We start from the raw sequence: 21,073 nt of genomic DNA on the forward strand, positions 1-21,073 counted from the left end.
GCATCCGCTGACTGACTTTCCCCTGCGGCTCCGACCCGTTAACACGCCCTTAACGTCCGAAGAGCGATAAGCTTAACAAAGGCCTGCTGCTTTCCTCAAAACGCCATTTTCAGCAGGCACTCCAGTTGTGTCCCGCATTCCTTCACGGGGGGTGCGCGTTGACGGGGGTAATACGAAGTGACTGTCTTTTCGAGAGTGTGCTTGCTGGCATGCGCGGTCGCGGCTTTTTCGGCCATGATCTCGACGCCGCCGCGCGCGCAGGCCCAAGAAGTCGCCGGCCAGCAGGTAGCTGCTAACGTTCCCTCAGCAGCACTTGCCGGGGCAAACGCTGCCCAGGCCACCGAGGCGGTCGCCAAGGGCCCCGTCTATACGCGCTTCATCGTCGGCCTTGAGCGCAAGGTCGAATTCAAGGTGTTCGCGCTCTCCCATCCCAACCGGGTCGTTCTGGAACTGGCTGACGACAAGGTGCGCCTGCCGGATCTCGGACGTGATGGAGCGCACGGCCTGGTAAAATCCTTCCGGGCTGGATTGGCCGCCCCTGGCCGCATGCGCATCGTGATCGACGTTGCCCAGCCTGTGGTGGTCGATAGCACCAAGTTGGACAAGACCAAGGGCGGCTACCGCCTTGCTCTCGATATTCTTTCGGTCGATGCGGCCATGAAATCGCGCAAAGGCATGCAGTTCGCGCCGAACGGCAGCAGCACGGTTAGCCTTCAGCCCCCACTCCCCCGGCCCGCACGCAGCCCCAAAGAGCGTGCCGCGCGCGCATTCAAGCCCGTCATCGTTCTCGATCCCGGTCATGGCGGCATGGACTCCGGCGCCACCAAGTACGGTACGGTCGAAAAGGACGTTGTTCTCGCGTTCGCGCATGTGTTGCGTGAGGATTTGGAGGCGACGGGGCGCTACAAGGTTCTGATGACGCGCTCCACGGATGTTTTCATCCCGCTCGACGAGCGCCGCTTATACGCGGAGCGCAACGGCGCAAACCTCTTCATCGCGATCCATGCCGACTACGCCAACAAGCGTGCACGCGGCGCCACAATCTTTTCGCTGCGCGACAAGGTCGCCGTGAGCCTAAAACAGTCGCTCACCTCTCGCTCTGCGGAAAAATTGCTGTCACCCACCGAGATGGACGTAGTGAAGCAGGGTAACGGCGATACGGCGACCGTGGCAAACATCCTTGCAGATCTTGCGGAACGGGACGTCGCCCGCACACAGCAACGCTCGGATCTGTTCGCAAAAACCGTCATCGAGAACATGAGCGAAAGCACGACAATGCGCGATGAGCCCGACCAGCAGGCGGCGTTTCGTGTTCTGAAGACAGCTCAGTTTCCCTCAGTGCTGATCGAGCTTGCCTACGTCACCAATACACAGGATGCGCGGAACCTGAAATCGGACGAGTGGCGGGAGAAAGTCGCAGACTCCATCGTCCAAGCCATCGACAACTATTTCTCCACCGAGGTCGCGCGACTGCCCATGTAGCGTCTGTGCGCACGCTCGCTAAATCTGCAACATCCGGACAATATTTTTGACAGCGGACCAAAATAGCCGCTCGTCCTAGCGGAACAACTAGCAAAAAGGCCGGCGCGCATGTCGCGAGCCGGCCTTTTCATTTCAATCCTGGCCGGAATGCATCGCACGCTTCCGGCTGAGGCTCATTTAAGTCCTACATGGGGGATGCTTGCTATGCTGACGCCAGAGCAGAAGAAACAACCAGCGCGGGTCCCGTTGAGACGAACGATTGCGTGCACCTGTGCTGTTGATCCTGGAGCGTAGTGGTCGAGAAAGGCTCTTCTGCATGAGGCACTCCGTCTTCCGAGTGTCCGCAACCCGGCCGCCACGGGCCGGAGCTTCGACCTGAACCTGCACGCGCACGAATTTCCGGCACGCGGGCTCGCCGGATTTCGCACGGACAACGTGGTTCAAAACCGATATGCGGAGAGGGTTGGACAGGAACGTGAGCCTTGCCGAGCCTGGACTTGAGCGACGCTCCCTCGGGCAGCCCTATCCATTGCTGCCACGCGCCATTCAAAGCCATCTGCCGGTCCATCCGGATCCGGTTCAGAGAAGAAGTGGGCATGAACCCCTTATGCTGTCTCTGACGCTCGCACAGTGTTGTAGAGGCCGAAAGATCAATACGATCTTAAGAACTCATCAACCACTCACACTGCCAATGGTAAGTGATTCGTGTGACGGTTCGTGAGATCAGCAACATAAGCGGGAGTGGCAATCAGGCAAACTTCCGGCCCCCCACCCGTAATTTCGACAGGGGCCAGCCCGGCCTCGTCGCCGTCGACCTCGACATAGACGGGTGTTTGAGCACCGATCTTCACGCGCGACGCAGCGCGCACGATAACGCCCTTCGGACAGGTATTGGGGTCGGGCAGCCGGCCCGTGGCAAGCGCCAGAGAGGCGGCCAAGAGTGCCGATCTGGTTTTGCCCGTCACGATAATGGCGATTAGCTGGTTGGCGCCTAACTGCGTCTGCCTGGTGAGCACGAACGAGCCGCCATAGTGGGCCGCGTTCGACACGATCACCCAACTGGCCTGATAGCATGTGCCGTCTACCTGGACGTCGAAGAGTTCAGGTCCCGAGATCAGTGCGCGCGTCACCGGCACGGCGTAGGCCGCGCGGCCTAGAACCCGCTTCATTTTCTGATTGAGACCCGCAACGATGCGGCCGTCGAACCCCGCGCCAGCCATCAGAAAGAATGGCGCGCCGTTGACCAGACCGCCTCGGGCAGTGATGACGGGACCGTCGAGAAGCGTACGCGCTATCTCGTCGGCGCCTGATCCCAGCCCGATCTCGTATTTCATGACGTTGCCGGTCCCCAGCGGGACGATTCCAACCGGGAGCGTGGTGCCCGAAAGCCCGGCTGCAACGGCGCGGATTGTTCCATCGCCGCCCGCAGCGATCACCGCGTCAGCGTCACCGTTACGAGCGATCTGCTCCACCATGCGCGTCGCTTCATCGGAGCTTGCGGCCGACACAGGGAAGATGTGCGCACCGGCCTTGCGAAGATTTGCCAGCACGCGGTCAAGCAGCAGCGGCCGGATTGAACCGGCGCGCTGATTGAAGACTAATGCAAACCGCTGCCGCATCGTTAGGGCATTCCTGAAGCGCCCCCGGCGGGCGCGTGAGCAAAAGAAAAGAGAGGACAGCCGGTAGCTGTCCTCTCCTCGTTAAAATTATGACAGTTTTACGTCAAGCAGGCCAGAGCAGCCCAAATGGTCAGGCTGCCGGCCCTTCTGTGCGGCGGGCAGAGTTCTGCACAGCCTTTTGCACTTTTTCGAAGGCCCGAACTTCGATCTGGCGGATGCGCTCGCGCGAAACGCCGAATTCGCTCGACAGATCCTCAAGTGTGGCCGGGTCCTCGCGAAGGCGGCGTGCCTCAAAGATCTGACGCTCGCGGTCGTTGAGCACGGACATCGCGTTCTTCAGATAGGACTTCCTCCGCGATAGCTCTTCGCTTTCGACGAGCCGATCTTCCTGGCTCGGTGCGTCATCGACAAGCCAGTCCTGCCACTCGCCAGCCTCTGCGTCGGCGCGTACCGGCGCATTGAGCGAAGCATCGCCGCCCAGACGGCGGTTCATGCTGACGACATCGTCTTCCGAAACGCCAAGCTTGGTCGCGATCTTCTTGACGTGCTCAGGCTTGAGATCGCCCTCTTCGAGCGCCTGCAACTGGCTCTTGGCGCGGCGCAGGTTGAAGAACAACTTCTTCTGCGCGGCCGTGGTGCCCATCTTCACAAGGCTCCACGAGCGCAGAATGTATTCTTGAATGGAAGCGCGGATCCACCACATCGCATATGTAGCGAGGCGGAACCCCTTATCGGGCTCAAAGCGCTTGACAGCCTGCATAAGCCCGACGTTGCCTTCCGAGATCACCTCGCCGATAGGCAGACCGTAGCCGCGATAGCCCATGGCGATACGCGCCACGAGCCGCAAGTGCGATGTGACGAGCTTTTCGGCCGCATCGGCGTCCGCATGTTCCTGCCAGCGCTTGGCGAGCATGTACTCTTCGCCAGGCTCGAGCATGGGAAACTTGCGGATCTCTTCCAGATATTTGGAAAGCCCAAGCGATCCGCCAGCAATTGTCGGATATGCGTTGGAAGCCATACTTTTTCTCCAACCGCCCGTCCCCCTGTCCTGCGGGATCTAACCCTGGACATGTTCGTGGCGGCTCCCTGACGGAACGGGCTCATCCCGCTCCTAGTTCCGGTATCAACGATAATGACGACCCCGTTCCGGCGGTCGTTACATATTGTTTAGACGCAGCATTTCACCCCCTTGGGGCGGCGACAAACGATCAACGTTGCGTGATTAGCCCTTCTTCAGGTCCTTGGCGGCAGCATTCGTCTTTGCCGTCGCTCGCCGTGCCCTGCCGCCGGCAGGCTCCGGAGCGCCCCCACGCAGCCTGTCGACAAGACGCTGAATCTCCTCAGGAAATTCTGACTGGAAAACCATCTGCTTGCGTTTCCTTGGATGCTCGAAAGCAAGCGATGCAGCATGTAAAGCTTGTCTCCCGAGCTGTTCCAGTGCAGCCCGAGCCCCTTGATCCAGCACCGCCGAGCGCGTCTTGAAGCCGGCGCCATATGTGGCATCCCCCAAAACCGGATGTCCGATATGCGCCAGGTGCACGCGGATTTGATGGGTTCGGCCGGTTTCCAGCCTCAGCTCTACAAGGCTCGCCTCAACGCCACCGCGCGGTCCGACGAATGTCTCGAGTACCCTATAATGGGTAATGGCATGGCGGCCGCTCTCGCCGCGCGTCACCGATATCTTCTGGCGATTGGACGTGCTTCGCGCCAAGGGCGCATCTATCGTGCCCTCAGCGCGCTGAAGCTGGCCCCAAACCAAGGCCTTGTACACCCGTTCAAGGCGGCCGTCGGCGCCATGCGATTTGAACTGCTCCGAAAGGCTCTGGTGAGCCGCGTCGTTCTTGGCGACAACCAGCAATCCTGATGTGTCCTTGTCCAGCCGGTGGACGATGCCGGGACGTCTGATCCCGCCAATGCCCGACAGGCTGTCGCCGCAATGCGCCACAAGGGCATTGACCAGAGTGCCCGAAGCATGACCGGCCGCCGGATGCACCACAAGCCCTGCGGGCTTGTCGATGACGATGACGTCGGCATCCTCATAGACGATGTCGAGCGCAATGTTCTCTCCCGCCACGTCGCTCGGCTCGGGGTCGGGCGGAACGAAGCGGTACACGTCGCCCGGTTTGACCCTCAAGTTGCCGTCGCCTATGGTCTCGCGCCCAGACGTGACGGCCCCTTCGCGGATGAGCGCTTGCAACCGCGCGCGGCTGAGTTGCGGCACCCGTCCGGCGAGCCAACGGTCGAGGCGCTGGCCCGCATCCTCAGGCGGCACGGTCAAAGTAACGGGGCCCGTCAACTCTTCGACGGCGTCGATGTCCTCGATAGGCTCGTGCGCAGTCGGCTCTTCAACCGGTCGGCTCTCGAGCTGATCGGTCTTGGATCGAGATTTGCTGGGTCGAGGAGATTTGGGCACGGCTTTCCGCCGGTGATCGCTTTGGTTGTTCTAGGAGGAAGGCATGACCCGCGAGGGTGAGGCGCAAGCCACCAACACTGGCACCGCAAATAGCGCGGCAGCAGACGATGCCGCTCTCATGCGCGAAATGCGCCTGCAGCGCAACCTGAAGATCATTATTGCGGTAATGACGCTCTTCATCGTAGCGGGCCTGGGTGCCATCGTCGCGCGCATCGTCTCAGGAGCAAGCAAGCACGTAGCTCCGGCAGCCACAATTTCCCGCCCAGGTGTTTCCGCGGGGCCCTCGATCACGTTGGAGCTGCCGCAGGGGGCGAAAATCGTCTCCGTTTCGCTTTCTGGCAATCGGCTGGCGGTTCACCATGAGGGGCCGCGTGGGTCAGGCATCACGATCCTGGATCTTGAGACGGGCGCGCGCATTGCGGACGTAACGGCCCGGGAGGCCTTGCCAAACGCCCAATAGCACTTCGCAAGGTGGCTTTGAATATGCCGCATGGCGCGCGAAATGAATAACGCAAGGCTCGGCGCGCATGTCCTCTTGATTGCGCCTGCGCACTCCCCTATACGGGCACAAGTGAGATGCGCCCCGTTCGTCTAGTGGCCCAGGACACCCGCCTCTCACGTGGGCAACAGGGGTTCGAGTCCCCTACGGGGCGCCAGCTTTTCCTCCAGGGCTTACGTTGCAAGGTGTCTTTTGCACCATCGCTGCTGCTCGCCCAACTGGCCGGTCATTGTTAAGCGCGTTGCGGTTTACGCGCCTCAATTGCAAGCTCCGGCAGATCCAAAGTTGGGTCTACGAACCGCCCGCGATCTTCAACCCGAGCAAACATTGCGTCGTCCGCATCGCCAAATCGGCAACGTCGGATTTCGATAAAGCCGACCTTTCTCAGTTCTTCTGTTATTGAGGGCTCATCCCACATCCAAAGATGCATTGACCCTCCGATTAGCCATCTCATCCGACTTAGCAGCGTCCTCGGCCGCCGCTCCTGACCAAGATGACATGTACGCATAAAGTCACCACTGGAGTCGGCGACTCTAATTGACACTTGGCGCACGTAGCGACGCGCCCTTTCTTCCAGGTCTGGCACGATAAGCCGAAATACGCCATCTGGCTCCAACATCTCGAACGTGTTGTGCAAAGCCTTCCTGAAGTCTTCAAGGGCGAGATGCTCTAGAACATGGGAGGCATAGACACCGCGAACTGTGTTGGCGGGAACTGAAATTCCCTTAACTATATCGCCGTAACTGACCTGACGAGGAAAGCGCTGCGAATTGCCAGCCAACAGTCCCAACGCTTTTCCCACGACAGGCAAACGTTCTATTCGAAGTGTTGGAGAACTATCGAAGTTCAACCATCCTTCACCAAAGGAAAATCCGCAGCCGTACTGCACGTAAACTGGAGCCATTCGGTTTTCCCCTAGTCCCGTCTATCCGACAAAGCCGGTCACCAGCTCAGCACGCTAAACGACATCCTCAGCGTTCGCACCATCGAGGGCGTCGGCGGCTTCCATGGAGGCTAGATCAGCGACAAGCCGCAACGCTTTGAGCGTTGCGGAGCGTTCATCTGGCGCGAGTTTTAGAAAAGCACGCTCAAACTTGTGGCCTAACGCCGGCGGCGCCGCCAAGAGCGCTGCGTGGCCCTTTTCGGTCAACCGAGTGTGCACGATGCGGCGGTCAGTGCGAGACCGATAGCGCTCTACGAGCCCTTTGGCTTCCAGCTTGTCGAGGATGCCGACCACGGTCGCAGCACTCAGGTCGGCTTCTTCGGATACCGCCCGTCCCGTAACCTCTCCGAGGTCCCTCACGATCGTCAGTACCACCAGCTGCGGCAGCGTTAGTCCGGCCTGCCGGTCAATCTGACGCGAATGAAGATCAACCGCCCGCGCGATCCGCCGGACCGACTTCAAAAGAGACCGAAGTTCAGCGTCTTTCGTCATAGGGCTCCCGACTTAGGTGCGGCGCATTACCGCTTGAGGTCTGATCATTATTGCTCTAATCATTTGAGGTCAAGTTAAATTCGAGAGGAGTGCGCCAGGATATGTGCGGCTTTTGTGGCGAGATTAATTTCGACGGTCGGAACGCTTCTGCCGCCAGTATCGAGCGCATGGCTGACAGCATGGCACCGCGGGGACCGGACGGATCTGGCGTCGTAGTGCGGGGCGCAGTAGGTCTTGGACATCGCCGCCTCAAGATCATCGATCTCACCGAATGTGCGGCCCAACCGTTCGTCGATACCGAACTTGGGCTCACACTCGCCTTCAACGGCTGCATCTATAATTATCCGGAATTGCGCGCCGAGCTCCAAGCCGCCGGCTACCGCTTCTCGTCAACTGGCGATACCGAGGTCATCCTCAAAGCCTGGCACGCATGGGGTATCGAAGCGCCAAAACGCTTTCACGGCATGTTTGCATTTGCGATCCACGACCGTGCAAGCGGCAGCGTGACGCTCGTGCGCGATCGCTTCGGAATCAAGCCGCTCTACTATGCCGAGCACGCTGGCGGATTGCGCTTTGCCTCGACACTCCCAGCACTGCTCGCAGCAGGCGATGTCGATACCTCGATCGACAGCGTCGCTCTTCAGCACTACATGACCTGGCACGCTGTCGTTCCCGCGCCACGTACGATCTTGTCGGGTGTTCGCAAGTTGCCGCCCGCCACGATCCGCGTGATCGAACGGGACGGCAAAATGAAAGACGATACGTTCTGGGCGCCGCGGTTCGAGCGCACCAGCGCGGACGTTGCCCGTCCTTTCGAGGAATGGCGCGACATGGTGCTGGAAGCGTTGCGCGTTGCTGTGCGTCGCAGGATGGTTGCGGACGTACCTGTAGGTGTATTGCTTTCGGGCGGTGTCGATAGCTCTTTGATCGTTGGCCTGCTTGCTGAGGAAGGCCAAACGGGTCTCGCCACCTATTCCATCGGCTTTGAAGAAGCACACGGCGAGAAAGGTGACGAGTTCCACTACTCCGACATCATCGCCAAGCACTACGGAACGCGCCACCAGAAGATCTTCATCCCCTCTAGCGAAATGCTGGAAAACCTGCCGCTCACCATCGCGGCTATGTCCGAACCAATGGTTTCTTACGACAACATCGGCTTTTTCTTGTTGTCGCGCGAGGTGGCGAAGACCATCAAGGTTGTGCAGTCGGGTCAAGGAGCGGACGAGGTGTTCGGCGGCTACCATTGGTATCCTCCGCTCGCAAACTCCAACGATGCGGCGGGTGACTATGCCCGCGCTTTTTTCGACCGCACTTTTGAACGGCTGGCGCAGCACCTGAACCGAGAGCATCTACCGCAACGCGACGAAGCGCGCGCGTTTGTGGAAGCACACTTTGCCATACCCGGCGCGGACGACGCGGTCGATAAGGCCCTCCGACTCGACACCAATGTCATGCTCGTAGACGATCCGGTAAAGCGCGTTGACAACATGACCATGGCCTGGGGGTTGGAAGCGCGTGTTCCCTTCCTCGATCACGAACTGGTCGAGCTGTCCGAGCGGATTCCAGCACATCACAAGCTCGCGCACGGCGGCAAGGGTGTATTGAAAGAAGCCGCGCGCCGCGTGATTCCGGCCGCCGTCATTGACCGGCCCAAGGGCTACTTTCCCGTTCCCGCCTTGAAATACATCGAGGGCCCATACCTTGAGATGGCGCGCGACGCCCTGACCAGCCGGCGCGCGAAGGAACGCGGGCTTTTCAGATCGGAATATCTGGACGATCTTTTCAAAGCGCCGAAAGACCACATCACGAAACTACGCGGCTCGGAGCTTTGGCAAGTGGCCCTGCTTGAAATGTGGCTCCAGACCCAAGGGGTATAGCGTGACCGCCTCCGACAGCAAGAAAACCCGGGAGCGCTCGAAAGAGCAGCGCCGGCGCGTGCGAATGGCAGGAGCAAGTGGCCCGTCGGCCCGACCCGACCCCGCCATGATAGCGCATTCCAGCATCAACTGCGGCTGGGGCCGACTGATATTCGCAAATACGTTTGAAACGACGGACGCACTCGTCGACACGTTACGCGCGGAAGGTCTAGAACAGCGCGACATCGCCTTGTACGTCCGCGATCCACACGTCGTGCTTGCGGCCGCTCCGCAAGAACTTTTTCTCGATCCTTCGCACACCTACCGCCTCGACCTTGGCAACTACCGCTCTGTCCACCGTCGCCAGCCCGCATTTGTTATTCGTCGTCTGACGACGCGCGAAGATGCGGAAGCTATCAACGTGCTCTATGCGGCGCGCGGCATGGTGCAGGTGTCGCCGGACTTTTTCTGGTCGAAACGCGACCCGCGCGCGCTGACGGTGATCGTCGCGGAAGATGCCGAGACCGGCGTCATTCTAGGGACTGCGATGGGCATCGATCATGCCCGCGCTTTCGGAGATCCCGAACGAGGCTCATCGCTTTGGTGTCTTGCCGTGTCGCCTCAAGCGCCACACGGAGGAATTGGAGAAGCGCTTGTCCGCAGGCTTGCCGATCACTTCAAGGCGCGCGGCGCGAGCTACATGGACTTGTCGGTGATGCACGACAACCTCCAGGCCATCGCACTTTATGAAAAACTCGGCTTCCGGCGCGTTGCTGTTTATAGCGTAAAGCGACGCAATACGTTCAACGAACCGTTGTACGCAGGCCCAGCCGTCGAAGGTGAGCCCAATCCCTATGCCAAAATCATCATCGACGAAGCACGCCGACGCGGCATTGGCGTCGAAATCACAGATGCGGAAGGTGGTTTCTTCCGCCTGTCCTATGGTGGCCGATCGGTGAATTGCCGGGAGTCGCTCAGTGAGTTCACGTCTGCGGTCGCCATGTCGATTTGTGACGACAAACGCGCGACGCGGCGCATCGTCCAAGCCGCCGGCGTTGTCGTGCCGGACCAGATGACCGATGGCGATGCAGAACAGCGCGCGGCATTTCTCGAAAAGCACGCAGCAGTCGTCGTTAAACCTGCACGCGGCGAACAAGGCCGTGGTGTTGCCGTCGGCATCCGCACGCCGGAAGATCTGGAAGCTGCCGTTGAGCGGGCGCGCGCATTTTCAGAAAGCGTGATCCTTGAGGAGTATTTCAAAGGTCAAGATCTGCGCCTTGTCGTCATCGACTACAAGGTCGTCGCCGCAGCGGTGCGCCGACCAGCCCGCGTATTTGGCGACGATCGCTCAACCATACGCCAACTGATCGAGGTCCAGAGCCGCAGGCGTGCCGCTGCCACCGGCGGCGAAAGCAAAATCCCGATGGACGCGGAAACTGAGCGCTGCATTCGCGAAGCAGGCTATGACTTCGACAGCGTGCTGCCGCAATCGCTGGAACTGGAAATCCGCAAGACAGCCAACCTGCACACCGGCGGCACGATTCACGACGTGACCAGCGAAACACACCTCACCCTTATCGAAGCCGCCGTTAAGGCTGCACGTGCTATCGGCATTCCCGTGACTGGAATAGACCTTATTGTGAAAAGTCCAAAGAGCCCCAACTATGTTTTCATCGAAGCCAACGAACGTCCGGGGTTGGCTAACCATGAACCAAGACCAACAGCAGAGCGTTTTATCGATTTCCTTTTTCCGCTATCCATTCCATCAGCTGTACGCGAGGTTCACAGGAGACCAGCGACGTGAAGAAAATCGAGCCTCGGCTTCGCATCGATACCACCTACCTTGAAGATCAGCTTGCCAAGCTGCTGAGCATTCCAAGCCCAACCGGCTACACAGATACCGTCGTCCGCCATGTCTGCAAAGAACTGGGAAGGCTCGGAGTCGATTACGATCTCACGCGCCGGGGCGCCATTCGTGCTCGCCTCAGCGGACGCCAGACGGCCGGAGCACGCGCTATCGTCTCGCACCTCGACACTCTTGGTGCGCAAGTCAAAGCCTTGAAGGACAACGGCCGACTCGAACTCGTCCCCATCGGCACTTGGTCGGCGCGCTTTGCAGAAGGCGCTCGCACGACAATCTTCAGCGAAACAGGCACCTATCGCGGCACAATCATCCCCCTCAAAGCATCTGGGCACACTTTCGGAGATGAGATCGACAGCGCACCAATCGGTTGGGCACACGTCGAGCTGCGCGTCGATGCTTACGCGCGCAATCTCGTAGAGTTGGAGCGCCTGGGCATTGCTGTCGGCGACATCGTCGCCATCGACCCCCAACCGGAATTCATCGAAAACGGCTTCATCGTATCGCGTCATCTCGATAACAAGGCTGGCGTCGCTGTCATGCTGGCGGCGTTGAAGGCGATGAAGGACGCACCGCCACCACCGGTACAGATGTTCTGGCTGTTCACGATCGCCGAAGAAGTCGGGCATGGCGCTGCCTCCATTCTCCTGCCTGACGTCGCCTCGCTGGTCACGGTTGACAATGGAACCTCCGCGCCAGGGCAGGCGTCCTCCGAGTTCGGCGTCACGATTGCTATGGCCGACCAAACCGGACCGTTCGATTATCATCTGACGCGCAAACTGATCGGGCTTTGCCGCCAGCACGACATCCGGTTCACACGCGATGTCTTCCGCTACTATCGATCGGACAGTGCATCCGCGATCGAGGCAGGGGCTGACGTGCGCACCGCGCTCGTGACGTTCGGCGTCGATGCCAGCCACGGCTATGAACGCATCCACGTGCATGCGCTCCGCTCCATCGCGGAACTTTTGACGTGCTACAGTCAGAGTGAGGTCGATATCACGCGTGATGAAAGCCTGGTATCCGATCTCAAGGGCTTCACGCGACAGCCGTCCGAACCGGCAAAGCAGGCGTTGACACCGCAAAGCGACGTGCCGTCGGCAACAAAGAAGCTGTGAAGTTTGCGACATTAAAAGAGCGCCACGACGTGGTGGCGTCTTTGGCTCGTTGCGTCAGCCCGACTTGTCGAGATTGGAGATGCGTTCCAAGAGTCGGGCCCGGCGTGGCGCGGGCGCTGCTTTCTCGCTCGGGGCAGGAGCCGCGTCGGCATTGCCGTTGACGGCCTTCAGATACCCTGCGCTTCGCTGTTCGCGGGCCGCCTCAGCATTGCCGTTGCTGGCCGCTGGACGCACAACCTCCACACTCGCTTCGGCCAAGCGCCCCGGAACTCGCGGCTGCGCGATGCGATCGGCCAGAGAACGTCTTGGTGTTTCGGCAGAGCCCTTGCCTGCAGCGCCCTCGCCTTCGGAAGACTGTACGCTCAAACGATGCATCTCCTCGCGGAAATGCTGCGCCTGCCGCGCTAGCCGTTCTGTACCGGCGGCAACCTCGGCACGCAAAGCCTCAATGGTATGCTTTTGCTCCTCGACTTGAGCTTGCAGCGCGCCGATCTCGGCCTTGGCAGCCAACGCGTCAGGTTCGTGACGATCCTTGGCATCGTCCTCATAGGTCCGCAACGACGCCATCAACCGTGCAATCTCGGAAAGCTGCTCGCGGTTCTCATCCTCGAGTGAGGCCATGCGCTCGGTCCCGCCGGAATCGGCCTTCAGAGCCTCCAGTTCGGCTTCAACCTTGGCCAACTGAGACCTGAGTCTTGCAGCTTCTGCCTCTTGAGTTGCCTTTTGGTCGCCATCCTGGCTCGTTGCATCCGCTGCTTGCAGCTTTTCAATCAACCGCGCCTGATCTTCCGATTTGGCACGCAGCGTCTCGATCTCGGTGCGCAGCGCTACCTCACCGTCAAAACGCGGATCCCCGATGGCCTCGCGGTTGCGGGCTGCGCGTGTGTTTAGTGCAGAGCGCAGCCGTTGCGTTTCCTGAGTGAGCTGCGTGTTGATTTGACTTGCCTGCTCCAGGGCTTCCGACTGGCGGGCCCCTGTCTGCGTCAGCGAGGCGATCTCACCATCGCGTTGCAACAGCATGCGGCGGGCTTCTCCCAGCCGCGCCTCCACCTTCGGCAATCGATCGAGAATGGTCTGCTCCAGCACCCGGCGGGCGTTCTGGTGCTCCTCGACGTTGGTCTTCTGCGACTGCAGGAGATTTTCAAGTTCGCTGATACGGGCATCACGTCGATTGATCTCGACGCTCTGACGTGCTCCCGTCAGCCCCGCCTCTTCAAGCTTCATCTCCAGCTTGTGAACCTCGGTCGCATATTCGGCCCGGAGTCGATCCTTGTCAGCGCGGATCTCCGCTTCGGTGAGCGGCAGGGCCCGCTTGATGCGCTCGGTTGTGAAGCGTTCAATACGGCGGCGATACGCCGGCATCAGGAACAGCATCGCCAACGCCGCCAGCAGCGTGCCGAGAAGGACAAGCATAGCGTTGTAAACGGTGATCAATGGCCTGTTCCTGCCACTTAGGCGACGCGACGACAAAAGCCCGGCGGGAGGCCGAAGCTCCCGTCAAACAGCCTATGATCAAAGCGCCGACTCAAAACGGGTTCCAAGTCGGATTACGCGTATACTTCAAATAGCCGACGTTGGCACCTAAGCGCACGCCGATTCCCGAGCGTATTGGCGCAAGAGTCACGCTTCCAGACTTTTGAAGTTGCACCCCGACGCCGCCAACGAAATAGGCAGCGCCTTGGATGCCACCGAAGCGATCATAGATCTCGGCAGGGTCGCGCAGGTTGTACACGAGCACCATGACCTTTGAGCCCTCAGCGCCGACGTCATAGCCGAGCGTTGGCCCCTGCCAATATACTTTGTGGTTGCCAGCATCCTTTGTGTACAGCGTTCCCTCGCCGTAGCGCAAACCGGCGATCAGTGCGCCGCCAGCATCTTCGCCAAGAATATACCCGTTAGGACGACCGGCTTTTTGGAATGCCCATTCAACGGCTTCACCCAGCTCTTTTGATACCGCGCCGAAGAAGCCGTGACCCGCTTTGACGATTTCGCCCTGCGAGTAGTAGCGCCCGCTGCCCTCATCGGCCGGTCCTCCCTCGCTCGGCGGAGGAACCGGCTCATACTGTTCCGCCTTCGGTGAAGTGTAGGGCTCGCCATAACCGCCGTTGTCATAAGCCGGAGGCGGCGGCGCTGCAGCTCCGCCGTTGTACCCCCCACCGCCGTTGTTATACCCACTGCCGCCGTTATACGTGTCATAGCCACCGCCAGCCGAGCCGTCGCTTGGGCGAACGGGCTCGTAGGTCTCCGGCGCAGTCTGGATCTCATCGGGACGATAAGCGTCGTCACCGCGCCCGGCCGTACTGGATCCACTTGATCCATAAGGCGAATAAGCGTCGTTTGCGGCAAAAGCTGTGTGGGGAAGCGCGGCCATCAGCGCGCTAGCCAGAGCGAACCCCCAGCGGCGCGGGAAGCACACTTGAATCATCTTCGATCCCTCGTTGAGCCCTCTTTTCGAGGCAAGCCGGACGGTCTCTTGCACGCGCGACCCCAAACGGCGCGGACAACATCAGATTACCCAACCCAGCCGATTCGGTTCAGAATCGCCTGACACTTTTGCCAAAGTGTGGCCGAACCTCCTGAAAAACACTGTTTGCAGCCCCGCGAAGGCCGTCAGCCGGCTAACCGCTGGCTTTGGAGCGCCGGAAACCGGTCAGCAAGGGCGGTCCGCCCCACGCGACGAAACTCTGGTTCAGATAGCTTTCGGCACTTTTGCCGTACACCATTGCGCCACCATCGATGGTCGTCACCGTCCCGCCCGCAGCTTCCAGAATGGCCTGACCAGCAGCCGTATCCCATTCGTAAGTAGGGCCGAAACGCGCGTAGATATCGCCCTCCCCCGCAGCGATGAGACAGAACTTCTGCGACGATCCAAGCGGACGCGCATCGTGAACCTCGAGCGCGGCAAGGAACTCCGCACTGGCTCCCCCGGTGGTTCGGCTATTGAACGCCACGAGGCGCGAACGATCCGCTATCCGTGTTCGCACCTTTTCAAGTTTCAAGGCATCAAGAGTTGCCGGCACGGCTCCTTCTGCTGGAACATGCGCACGATATGCGGCGCCATCTGCACGAGTGACGTAGAGAGTGCCGGTGGGCGGTACGTAGATCAGTCCGAATACCGGCTTGCGGGCGTGAATGAGACCGACATTGATCGAAAATTCCGGCTTTCCGCGAATGAAGTGCCGCGTTCCGTCCAGAGCGTCTACGAGGAAGAAATCGCCGTCCTCGGGGGGTAGCCGTTCCGCTGCGGCAAGTTCCTCGGCAATGACAGGAACGCTGGGCCAATTTCGCTCCAGACAGGTCAGGAGAATGGCCTCAGCCTCATGGTCGGCAGCCGTGACAGGTGAAGCATCCGGCTTCGACAGAACGGTAACGCCTGCCGAAAAATAGTGCAGCTCCGCCCGCGCTGCCTCCAGCACGGCAGGCAGCAAACCCATGATCAGCGAATCGGCGTCCGGGACAGCCATCATTCTCCATTTCAAATCTGGCGGTACGGCCTTTCGATAGGTGAAGTTTCCCGCACCACGTTCCATGCAAACGCTCTCAGCAAAAAACTCCTTGAAAAGGCTCCTTGCATGAAGCGCGCCGGTTCGCATGAAGCGCGCCGTTGCTGACCTCACGTCTTTGATACCGTGGCCGCAATAGCTCATATCCGCTCAGAACGACCCAGCGCAGGCGGAGCAAAGACGCTAGGGCTTGGCAAGTGGCTTGCGGCGCATGTATCAGTGCGTACTGGCCAATTGCAAGCGGCCCTGTTTGCTCGCGTCGTGCTGTCGCGCTTGAGCTGCCGCTGCGACCTATTAGTACGTGTACACTATAGTACTAGGCGCCAACCCCGACACCTTTTGACGATTGGAATTGCGATGAACAGCCGCGTTATCCCGAGCGATCTGGAATTGGCAGCCTTGATATCGAGCAAAATCTGTCATGACGTGATCAATCCCGTCGGCGCCATCTACAACGGCTTGGAAATCCTCGACGAGGATGATGATGTTCAGGCCAAGTCTTATGCGCTCACGGTTATCAGGAATGTGACGGAACAGGCTTCGGCGCGGTTGCAGTTTGCCCGCTTTGCATTCGGCGCGGCAGGCTCTGCAGGTTCGATGATCGACCTCGGGACCGCTGAGCAGATCTCGCGAGGCTTCGTCGGCATTACGCAGGGCAAGCACAAGCTCGTCTGGCGCGGCGCGCCTGGTCATATGGGCAAAGACAAAGTCAAGTTGCTGCTCAATCTGGTCGCTTCTGCCGTTACAGCCCTTCCAAAGGGCGGCGAGATCGACGTGGCGTTCGGCGGGTCGTTTGAGACGCCGAGCTTCCTGTTGCGTTGCCGAGGCAATGGCGCGCGTCCCCCGCAGTACCTGACCGACTTCGTGGCTGGCAATCATCCGCCGCTCGATGCCATGAGCATCCAAGCTTACTACACCTACAGGATTGCCCAGACGGCTCATATGCGCCTGGAAATTCTCAAGGATGGGGCAGACATTCTGCTCGTCGCCAAACCTCAGGGTTAGAACGCCAGGCATTGTTTGCCGGATTATCGCGCCATCCCGCGTGTCCGGACCGAAGCTACAGATGCGTGTGACGCGCATTTTGTGCCACGGATTAATCCAGCATTAGGAGTTTGGCGGGCAGAGTCTAAGCGAACCGGAACGGGCACGATATTGCGCCCGTCATTGGCACGCTCACGCTCCGTCCAGGCGATAAGCACAGGCTCCGACCGCGCAATGAAGCATATTCTGATTGTCGACGACTCCCCGATTATCCGTCAATTCGGCCGATTGATTTTCGAAAGCCTCGGGTTTCGCGTGAGCGAGGCGGAGACTGCCGCCGAGACGCTGGAGCGCGCACGCACGGACGCACCCGACTATATCCTCCTCGATTGGATCTTGCCGAACGCAAGCAGCCACGAACTCATTCAGAAGTTGCGGCGGGAGCGTATGGAAAAGCGCCCCTACATCATCTACCTCGTCACCGAGAACGACGTCAGCGACGTCACCAAAGCCTTCAAGGCTGGTGCCGACGATTACCTGCTAAAGCCGTTCAATCGCGACATCATCGAGATGAAGCTGCACGAGATCCAAGTCGCCGCCTGAAGTTTTCAAGAGCTTCGCGTGCGCTGATCTCTGGCCGTAAGCCACCTTGCCTGCTAATCCTCGCCCAAGCCTTCGCTTAGGGTCCAGGCTCACGTAAGCTTGATCCTCCTATTGAAGGCCAATCCTTCTTTGAAGCGCCTGCTTCTTGAGCGGATTGTGATCGAGGATTTTTCGCAGTGCTGCGCATCGAACAGCTCAAGGCCGCGCCCTTGCCGCCGCTGACCTTCACCGTCGGCGACGGGGAGTGTCTGGTGGTCGAAGGCCCTTCCGGATCCGGCAAGACCAGGCTGCTGCGCGCCATCGCGGATCTCGATCCGGCAACAGGTCATGTCTTCCTCAATGGCGGCGAGCGTAACGAGATGCCCGCACCGCATTGGCGCAAGAAGGTTCGCTATCTGTCGGCAGAACCTCAATGGTGGGGGGAAACTCCGCGCGCAGCCTTTACCGCTTTGGCAAATGACGATGCAGCCCAAGACCGTTTGCGGCGTCTGGTGACTTCACTTGGGCTCGACGTCGAGATGCTCGACAAGCCGATCGCATCGCTGTCAACGGGTCAGCGCCAACGCCTTGCGCTTATCCGCGGCATCATCGATGAACCAGCCGTCCTCCTGTTAGACGAACCGATCTCCGCGCTCGACCTGCCTACAGCCGCGCTGGTTGCCGAGTTGCTTCGCTTTCAGCTTCTGGCTGGGCGAACACTGATCGTCACGGCCCACAACGACAATCCGGTTTCGCGGCTTGGCCACGCACGTCTGCAGCTGGCCCCGATCCCTGGTATGCCGCCGCCCCGCCTTGGCGTAAGCAGCGCCAATTCGCCACTCGATCAAAGAAGCGTGCATCCATGACATCGTATGTGCCGCTGTCCTTCTCCGATCTCGCCATCGCCACAACGCTAGTCGTCCTCAACGGCGCCATCTCGTTTGCATACCGCCTGAAGCTGGAAAAGAGCTTAGCGATCGCCGCCGTCCGCATGATCGTACAGCTCGCCGCCGTCGCGCTCGCGCTGCGATTCATCTTCCAGCAGGTCTCACCGCTATGGACCATCGGTGTCGCCTCCATGGTTGCCGCCGGCGCGACGTTCGAGGTCATCACGCGCCAACAGCACCGCCTCAAGGGATGGCTGGGCTTGCTGCTCAGCGCCAGCCCTGCGTTTTTATCGGGGCTCGTCACAACATTTCTGGCCCTTGCCGTCATTCAGCCCGCCCCCTGGTATGCGCCGAGGTTCCTCCTTCCAATCTTGGGCCTATTGACGGGAAATACGCTGTCCGGCGTGACGCTCGTTCTCGACACGTTGACATCGGCCGCGACGCGCGAACGCAATACTATCGAAGCCCGCCTCGCTCTTGGTGCGACTCGCTACGAAGCGTTCCAGGATATTCTGCGCCAAGCCATGCGCACCGGCTTGACGCCGGTGCTCAACGCAATGGCCGCCGCGGGCATCGTCTCTCTGCCGGGCATGATGACGGGGCAGATACTGGCGGGCATCGATCCAGTGGAAGCTGCGAAGTATCAAATCATGATTATGTTTCTGATTGCAGGGGCCACGGCGATCTCCGTCCTCGCAGCTGGCCTTGCTATGGTGCATTTCATAACCGATGACCGCCATCGCCTCCGCCTCGACATGCTCGTGCGCGCAAAGGATTGAGCCTCACCCGTCGATCTAAAAGAGAAACCCCCGCGCAAAGCACGGGGGTTTTCGAAATTCTGCTCAACTCAGGCCCGAGCCTGCACCTTACTGAGCGGGGGTTCCGGCGTTCGGATCAGCTTCAGCTGGCTCGTTCTTATTCACTGAACCCGTCTCGATCGAAGCATCACTCTTCTTAGCAGCGGATTTTCCACCGCCCCCCACTGGAGCGCCATCCCAGCACACGCTCGCTTCAGCGCGGCAGGTGTACTCGTCGAATACAACAAAGTCCAAGAACAGCTCGCAGGTGACGTCTTTCTTGCCGGTCGTATATTTCGCGATGCCGTTGTCGCCAGCCCACTTCGCAATGTACTTGTCGAGCAATTGCTTAGCGTCGCGGGTGGGGCCATCCTTGCCGTAATCGTTGACGGAGAAGCCCAGCCGCGTGCACGCCGCAGACGCCTCATCGGCGAAGGACAGGCTGAAGGCGGCGGCGGCCACGCATGTAAGCGAAAGAAGCGATTTGCGCATGAAGGAAGCTCCGGCAAGCAAACTAGGAATTTTCCCGGATATCTATAGCGGCCGTCACATGGCGTGAACAGGGCACGGGAGACCCTTGTGGGTTACAGGTCACTGGAAAAGCGGTGCTCAACTTCAAGTTTTTGCCAGCCTCGGCGAAAAAGACACAGCAATGAAGTGAAGCGGCATAAGTCCCTTTCTACGGACGAACCCAAACTCTTCTCTTTCTTACGGCGCACGGTGCACTCGCAACGACGTTTCCCACTGTCCCTGTCAAAAGGACCAGCCTCGGAGCTTTGTGGCGCATGCGTCACCCTCTAACCACTCTACCCAATAATCGAACGTACAAATCCGTGCGCAGATGCTCATTGGATGACTGGGCTGTAACATGCTGTCACAGTAGCGTGCACTTAGGGGAACGGGAGGACGCACGACAGCGGAGCATATCGTTGCGAAAGGCGCTCCTCCCATAACACGTGGAGAAACATGTCATGGATATCGTAACTCTGATTATTCAGCTGATCAGTGGCGCACTGGGTGGCAACATCGCAGGCGCACTCTTCAAGAACATCAGCCTGGGCACCCTTGGCAATTCACTCGCCGGAATCGTCGGCGGCGGGCTTGGCGGTCAGATCCTCGGATCGCTCCTCAACCTGCCGATGGCAACCGGCGCGTCCGGTTTGGACCCGATGGCAATCCTCTCGCAACTTGCGAGCGGCGGCGTTGGCGGCGGCGTGCTGATGGCAATCATCGGCCTGATCCGCTCCATGTTGGCGAAGTAGCCAGCGGCAGTTTAGGGGAAGAATGAAACGGCCCGCAGCACTTGTGCTGCGGGCCGTTTCATGTCGTCCGATAGATTGTGGTGCGTGCGATCAGCTGCAGGCCTTGCGGCGAGCAAGGCAGTGCGGCAAGCCGTTGGCCGCATCGCACTTCGTAGAAATGGGACCAGCCGCTTTCCATCCATGCGCTGCGATCGAGTTCTTAAGCGCGGCCTCGGCCATGAACTTTGCGAGGTCCTCGGTGACCATCGTTGCTTCGCCGCCTGCTTTCACGCAGCCAGCCTGAGCGCCAGACGCCGAAACGGCAGCGAACGCGGCAGCGCTCAATGCCATAAGTTTCCATGCCTTCATTGTTACTACCCCCTGTTTTGAAGTGTACTTCGCTAATGTAAGGCGCCGTCTTTAGAGCTTGCAGATTGTAGTCTGGCCGCGACAGGTCACGCCAAGGCCGCCGTTGGTGCAGCGATACTTGACGGGATTGACCTTGTATCCGGGCGTCGTGCCGTTCGACATCCAGGCCGCCCAAGCGGACCAATCGGTAGCTTGCAGCAATGCTTCGTAGACTTGGAATTTCGCAGTCTTCTCGTCGCCGCCGGTCCCTTCCGCCGCCTTTGCGACGCAACTTCCGGCCGCCTGCGCGCCGGAACTTACCATGACAGGACTAACGACGGCGATCGCCGCAATGGCGATCCACTTGAATGACGTCATTGAACTTACTCCTCAAAAAGGAATTTGCTCGCCGCATCGTGGCGCACGATGGAGCATCTTTGCCGCTGCA

20 protein-coding genes, 1 tRNA gene and 1 pseudogene are annotated in these 21,073 nt (G+C 59.8%); 11 read left to right on the forward strand and 11 right to left on the reverse strand.

Translation table 11 applies throughout. The features are described from left to right. Positions 1 to 201: 201 nt before the first annotated feature. Positions 202 to 1,482 (forward strand): N-acetylmuramoyl-L-alanine amidase, encoded by a 1,281-nt coding sequence (locus tag R3D51_10410; GenBank protein MEZ5899893.1) that lies wholly within the window; start codon positions 202 to 204, stop codon positions 1,480 to 1,482. A gap of 680 nt (positions 1,483 to 2,162) precedes the next feature. Here R3D51_10410 and R3D51_10415 read toward each other — a convergent pair. The 3 genes from R3D51_10415 to R3D51_10425 form a co-directional block, all read right to left on the reverse strand. Then, positions 2,163 to 3,101 carry a diacylglycerol kinase family protein gene (locus tag R3D51_10415; GenBank protein MEZ5899894.1) on the reverse strand — a complete coding sequence of 313 codons (939 nt, stop codon included), beginning with the start codon at positions 3,099 to 3,101 and terminating at the stop codon, positions 2,163 to 2,165. A 130-nt stretch (positions 3,102 to 3,231) separates the two neighbouring features. Continuing rightward, on the reverse strand, positions 3,232 to 4,119 hold the full coding sequence (gene rpoH, locus R3D51_10420; GenBank protein MEZ5899895.1) for an RNA polymerase sigma factor RpoH: 888 nt from the start codon (positions 4,117 to 4,119) through the stop codon (positions 3,232 to 3,234). 204 nt (positions 4,120 to 4,323) lie between these two features. Next, positions 4,324 to 5,397 carry an RluA family pseudouridine synthase gene (locus R3D51_10425; protein MEZ5899896.1) on the reverse strand — a complete coding sequence of 358 codons (1,074 nt, stop codon included), beginning with the start codon at positions 5,395 to 5,397 and terminating at the stop codon, positions 4,324 to 4,326. Between the two features lie 160 nt (positions 5,398 to 5,557). Between R3D51_10425 and R3D51_10430 the strand changes: the two genes are divergently transcribed. Both R3D51_10430 and R3D51_10435 read left to right on the forward strand, forming a co-directional pair. Further along, on the forward strand, positions 5,558 to 5,974 hold the full coding sequence (locus R3D51_10430) for a hypothetical protein (GenBank protein MEZ5899897.1): 417 nt from the start codon (positions 5,558 to 5,560) through the stop codon (positions 5,972 to 5,974). Positions 5,975 to 6,094: 120 nt separating this feature from the next. Then, positions 6,095 to 6,170, forward strand: a tRNA-Glu gene (locus R3D51_10435). Positions 6,171 to 6,245: 75 nt separating this feature from the next. On the opposite strand, the pseudogene R3D51_10440 reads toward R3D51_10435, so the two are convergent. Next, a pseudogene (locus R3D51_10440) lies at positions 6,246 to 6,920 on the reverse strand (hypothetical protein). Positions 6,921 to 6,971: 51 nt separating this feature from the next. Next, positions 6,972 to 7,448 (reverse strand): MarR family transcriptional regulator, encoded by a 477-nt coding sequence (locus R3D51_10445; GenBank protein MEZ5899898.1) that lies wholly within the window; start codon positions 7,446 to 7,448, stop codon positions 6,972 to 6,974. Positions 7,449 to 7,549: 101 nt separating this feature from the next. Here R3D51_10445 and R3D51_10450 point away from each other — a divergent pair, with 101 nt between their 5' ends. The 3 genes from R3D51_10450 to R3D51_10460 all read left to right on the forward strand — a co-directional run bounded on the left by R3D51_10450 (position 7,550) and on the right by R3D51_10460 (position 12,283). Beyond that, positions 7,550 to 9,325, forward strand: coding sequence for an N-acetylglutaminylglutamine amidotransferase (locus tag R3D51_10450; protein MEZ5899899.1), 1,776 nt, complete (start codon positions 7,550 to 7,552; stop codon positions 9,323 to 9,325). A 64-nt stretch (positions 9,326 to 9,389) separates the two neighbouring features. After that, on the forward strand, positions 9,390 to 11,108 hold the full coding sequence (gene ngg / locus R3D51_10455) for an N-acetylglutaminylglutamine synthetase (GenBank protein MEZ5899900.1): 1,719 nt from the start codon (positions 9,390 to 9,392) through the stop codon (positions 11,106 to 11,108). 5 nt (positions 11,109 to 11,113) lie between these two features. Next, the gene (locus R3D51_10460) at positions 11,114 to 12,283 is read left to right on the forward strand and encodes an osmoprotectant NAGGN system M42 family peptidase (GenBank protein ID MEZ5899901.1); all 1,170 of its coding nucleotides are present in this window, start codon (positions 11,114 to 11,116) and stop codon (positions 12,281 to 12,283) included. Positions 12,284 to 12,337: 54 nt separating this feature from the next. Here R3D51_10460 and R3D51_10465 read toward each other — a convergent pair whose 3' ends face one another. The 3 genes from R3D51_10465 to R3D51_10475 all read right to left on the reverse strand — a co-directional run bounded on the left by R3D51_10465 (position 12,338) and on the right by R3D51_10475 (position 15,813). Beyond that, the gene (locus R3D51_10465; GenBank protein MEZ5899902.1) at positions 12,338 to 13,717 is read right to left on the reverse strand and encodes a hypothetical protein; all 1,380 of its coding nucleotides are present in this window, start codon (positions 13,715 to 13,717) and stop codon (positions 12,338 to 12,340) included. Positions 13,718 to 13,808: 91 nt separating this feature from the next. Then, complete coding sequence (locus R3D51_10470) at positions 13,809 to 14,708, reverse strand: DUF1134 domain-containing protein (protein ID MEZ5899903.1); 900 nt, start codon at positions 14,706 to 14,708, stop codon at positions 13,809 to 13,811. A 193-nt stretch (positions 14,709 to 14,901) separates the two neighbouring features. Continuing rightward, on the reverse strand, positions 14,902 to 15,813 hold the full coding sequence (locus R3D51_10475) for an inositol monophosphatase family protein (protein MEZ5899904.1): 912 nt from the start codon (positions 15,811 to 15,813) through the stop codon (positions 14,902 to 14,904). A 330-nt stretch (positions 15,814 to 16,143) separates the two neighbouring features. On the opposite strand from R3D51_10475, the gene R3D51_10480 reads away from it, so the two are divergent. The 4 genes from R3D51_10480 (at position 16,144) to fetB (ending at position 19,018) form a co-directional block, all read left to right on the forward strand. Next, positions 16,144 to 16,791, forward strand: coding sequence for a histidine phosphotransferase family protein (locus R3D51_10480; GenBank protein ID MEZ5899905.1), 648 nt, complete (start codon positions 16,144 to 16,146; stop codon positions 16,789 to 16,791). 213 nt (positions 16,792 to 17,004) lie between these two features. After that, the gene (locus R3D51_10485) at positions 17,005 to 17,373 is read left to right on the forward strand and encodes a response regulator (protein MEZ5899906.1); all 369 of its coding nucleotides are present in this window, start codon (positions 17,005 to 17,007) and stop codon (positions 17,371 to 17,373) included. A 176-nt stretch (positions 17,374 to 17,549) separates the two neighbouring features. Continuing rightward, positions 17,550 to 18,218, forward strand: a complete 669-nt coding sequence (locus R3D51_10490) for an ATP-binding cassette domain-containing protein (protein MEZ5899907.1) — start codon at positions 17,550 to 17,552, stop codon at positions 18,216 to 18,218. After that, entirely contained in the window at positions 18,215 to 19,018 is an 804-nt protein-coding gene (gene fetB / locus R3D51_10495; protein ID MEZ5899908.1) for an iron export ABC transporter permease subunit FetB, read from the forward strand. Before R3D51_10490 ends, fetB begins: the two co-directional genes overlap by 4 nt. Positions 19,019 to 19,105: 87 nt before the next feature. On the opposite strand, the gene R3D51_10500 is transcribed toward fetB, so the two are convergent. Further along, positions 19,106 to 19,528 carry a hypothetical protein gene (locus tag R3D51_10500; GenBank protein ID MEZ5899909.1) on the reverse strand — a complete coding sequence of 141 codons (423 nt, stop codon included), beginning with the start codon at positions 19,526 to 19,528 and terminating at the stop codon, positions 19,106 to 19,108. 479 nt (positions 19,529 to 20,007) lie between these two features. Between R3D51_10500 and R3D51_10505 the strand changes: the two genes are divergently transcribed. Continuing rightward, a complete protein-coding gene (locus tag R3D51_10505; protein MEZ5899910.1) occupies positions 20,008 to 20,298 on the forward strand; it encodes a hypothetical protein in 291 nt (96 codons plus the stop codon). 90 nt (positions 20,299 to 20,388) lie between these two features. Here R3D51_10505 and R3D51_10510 read toward each other — a convergent pair whose 3' ends face one another. Continuing rightward, positions 20,389 to 20,646, reverse strand: a complete 258-nt coding sequence (locus R3D51_10510; protein ID MEZ5899911.1) for a hypothetical protein — start codon at positions 20,644 to 20,646, stop codon at positions 20,389 to 20,391. Between the two features lie 51 nt (positions 20,647 to 20,697). After that, a complete protein-coding gene (locus R3D51_10515) occupies positions 20,698 to 21,003 on the reverse strand; it encodes a hypothetical protein (GenBank protein MEZ5899912.1) in 306 nt (101 codons plus the stop codon). Positions 21,004 to 21,073: the final 70 nt, after the last annotated feature.

The sequence above is a fragment of the Hyphomicrobiaceae bacterium genome, assembly GCA_041397645.1.
Lineage (GTDB): Bacteria > Pseudomonadota > Alphaproteobacteria > Rhizobiales > Hyphomicrobiaceae > Hyphomicrobium_B.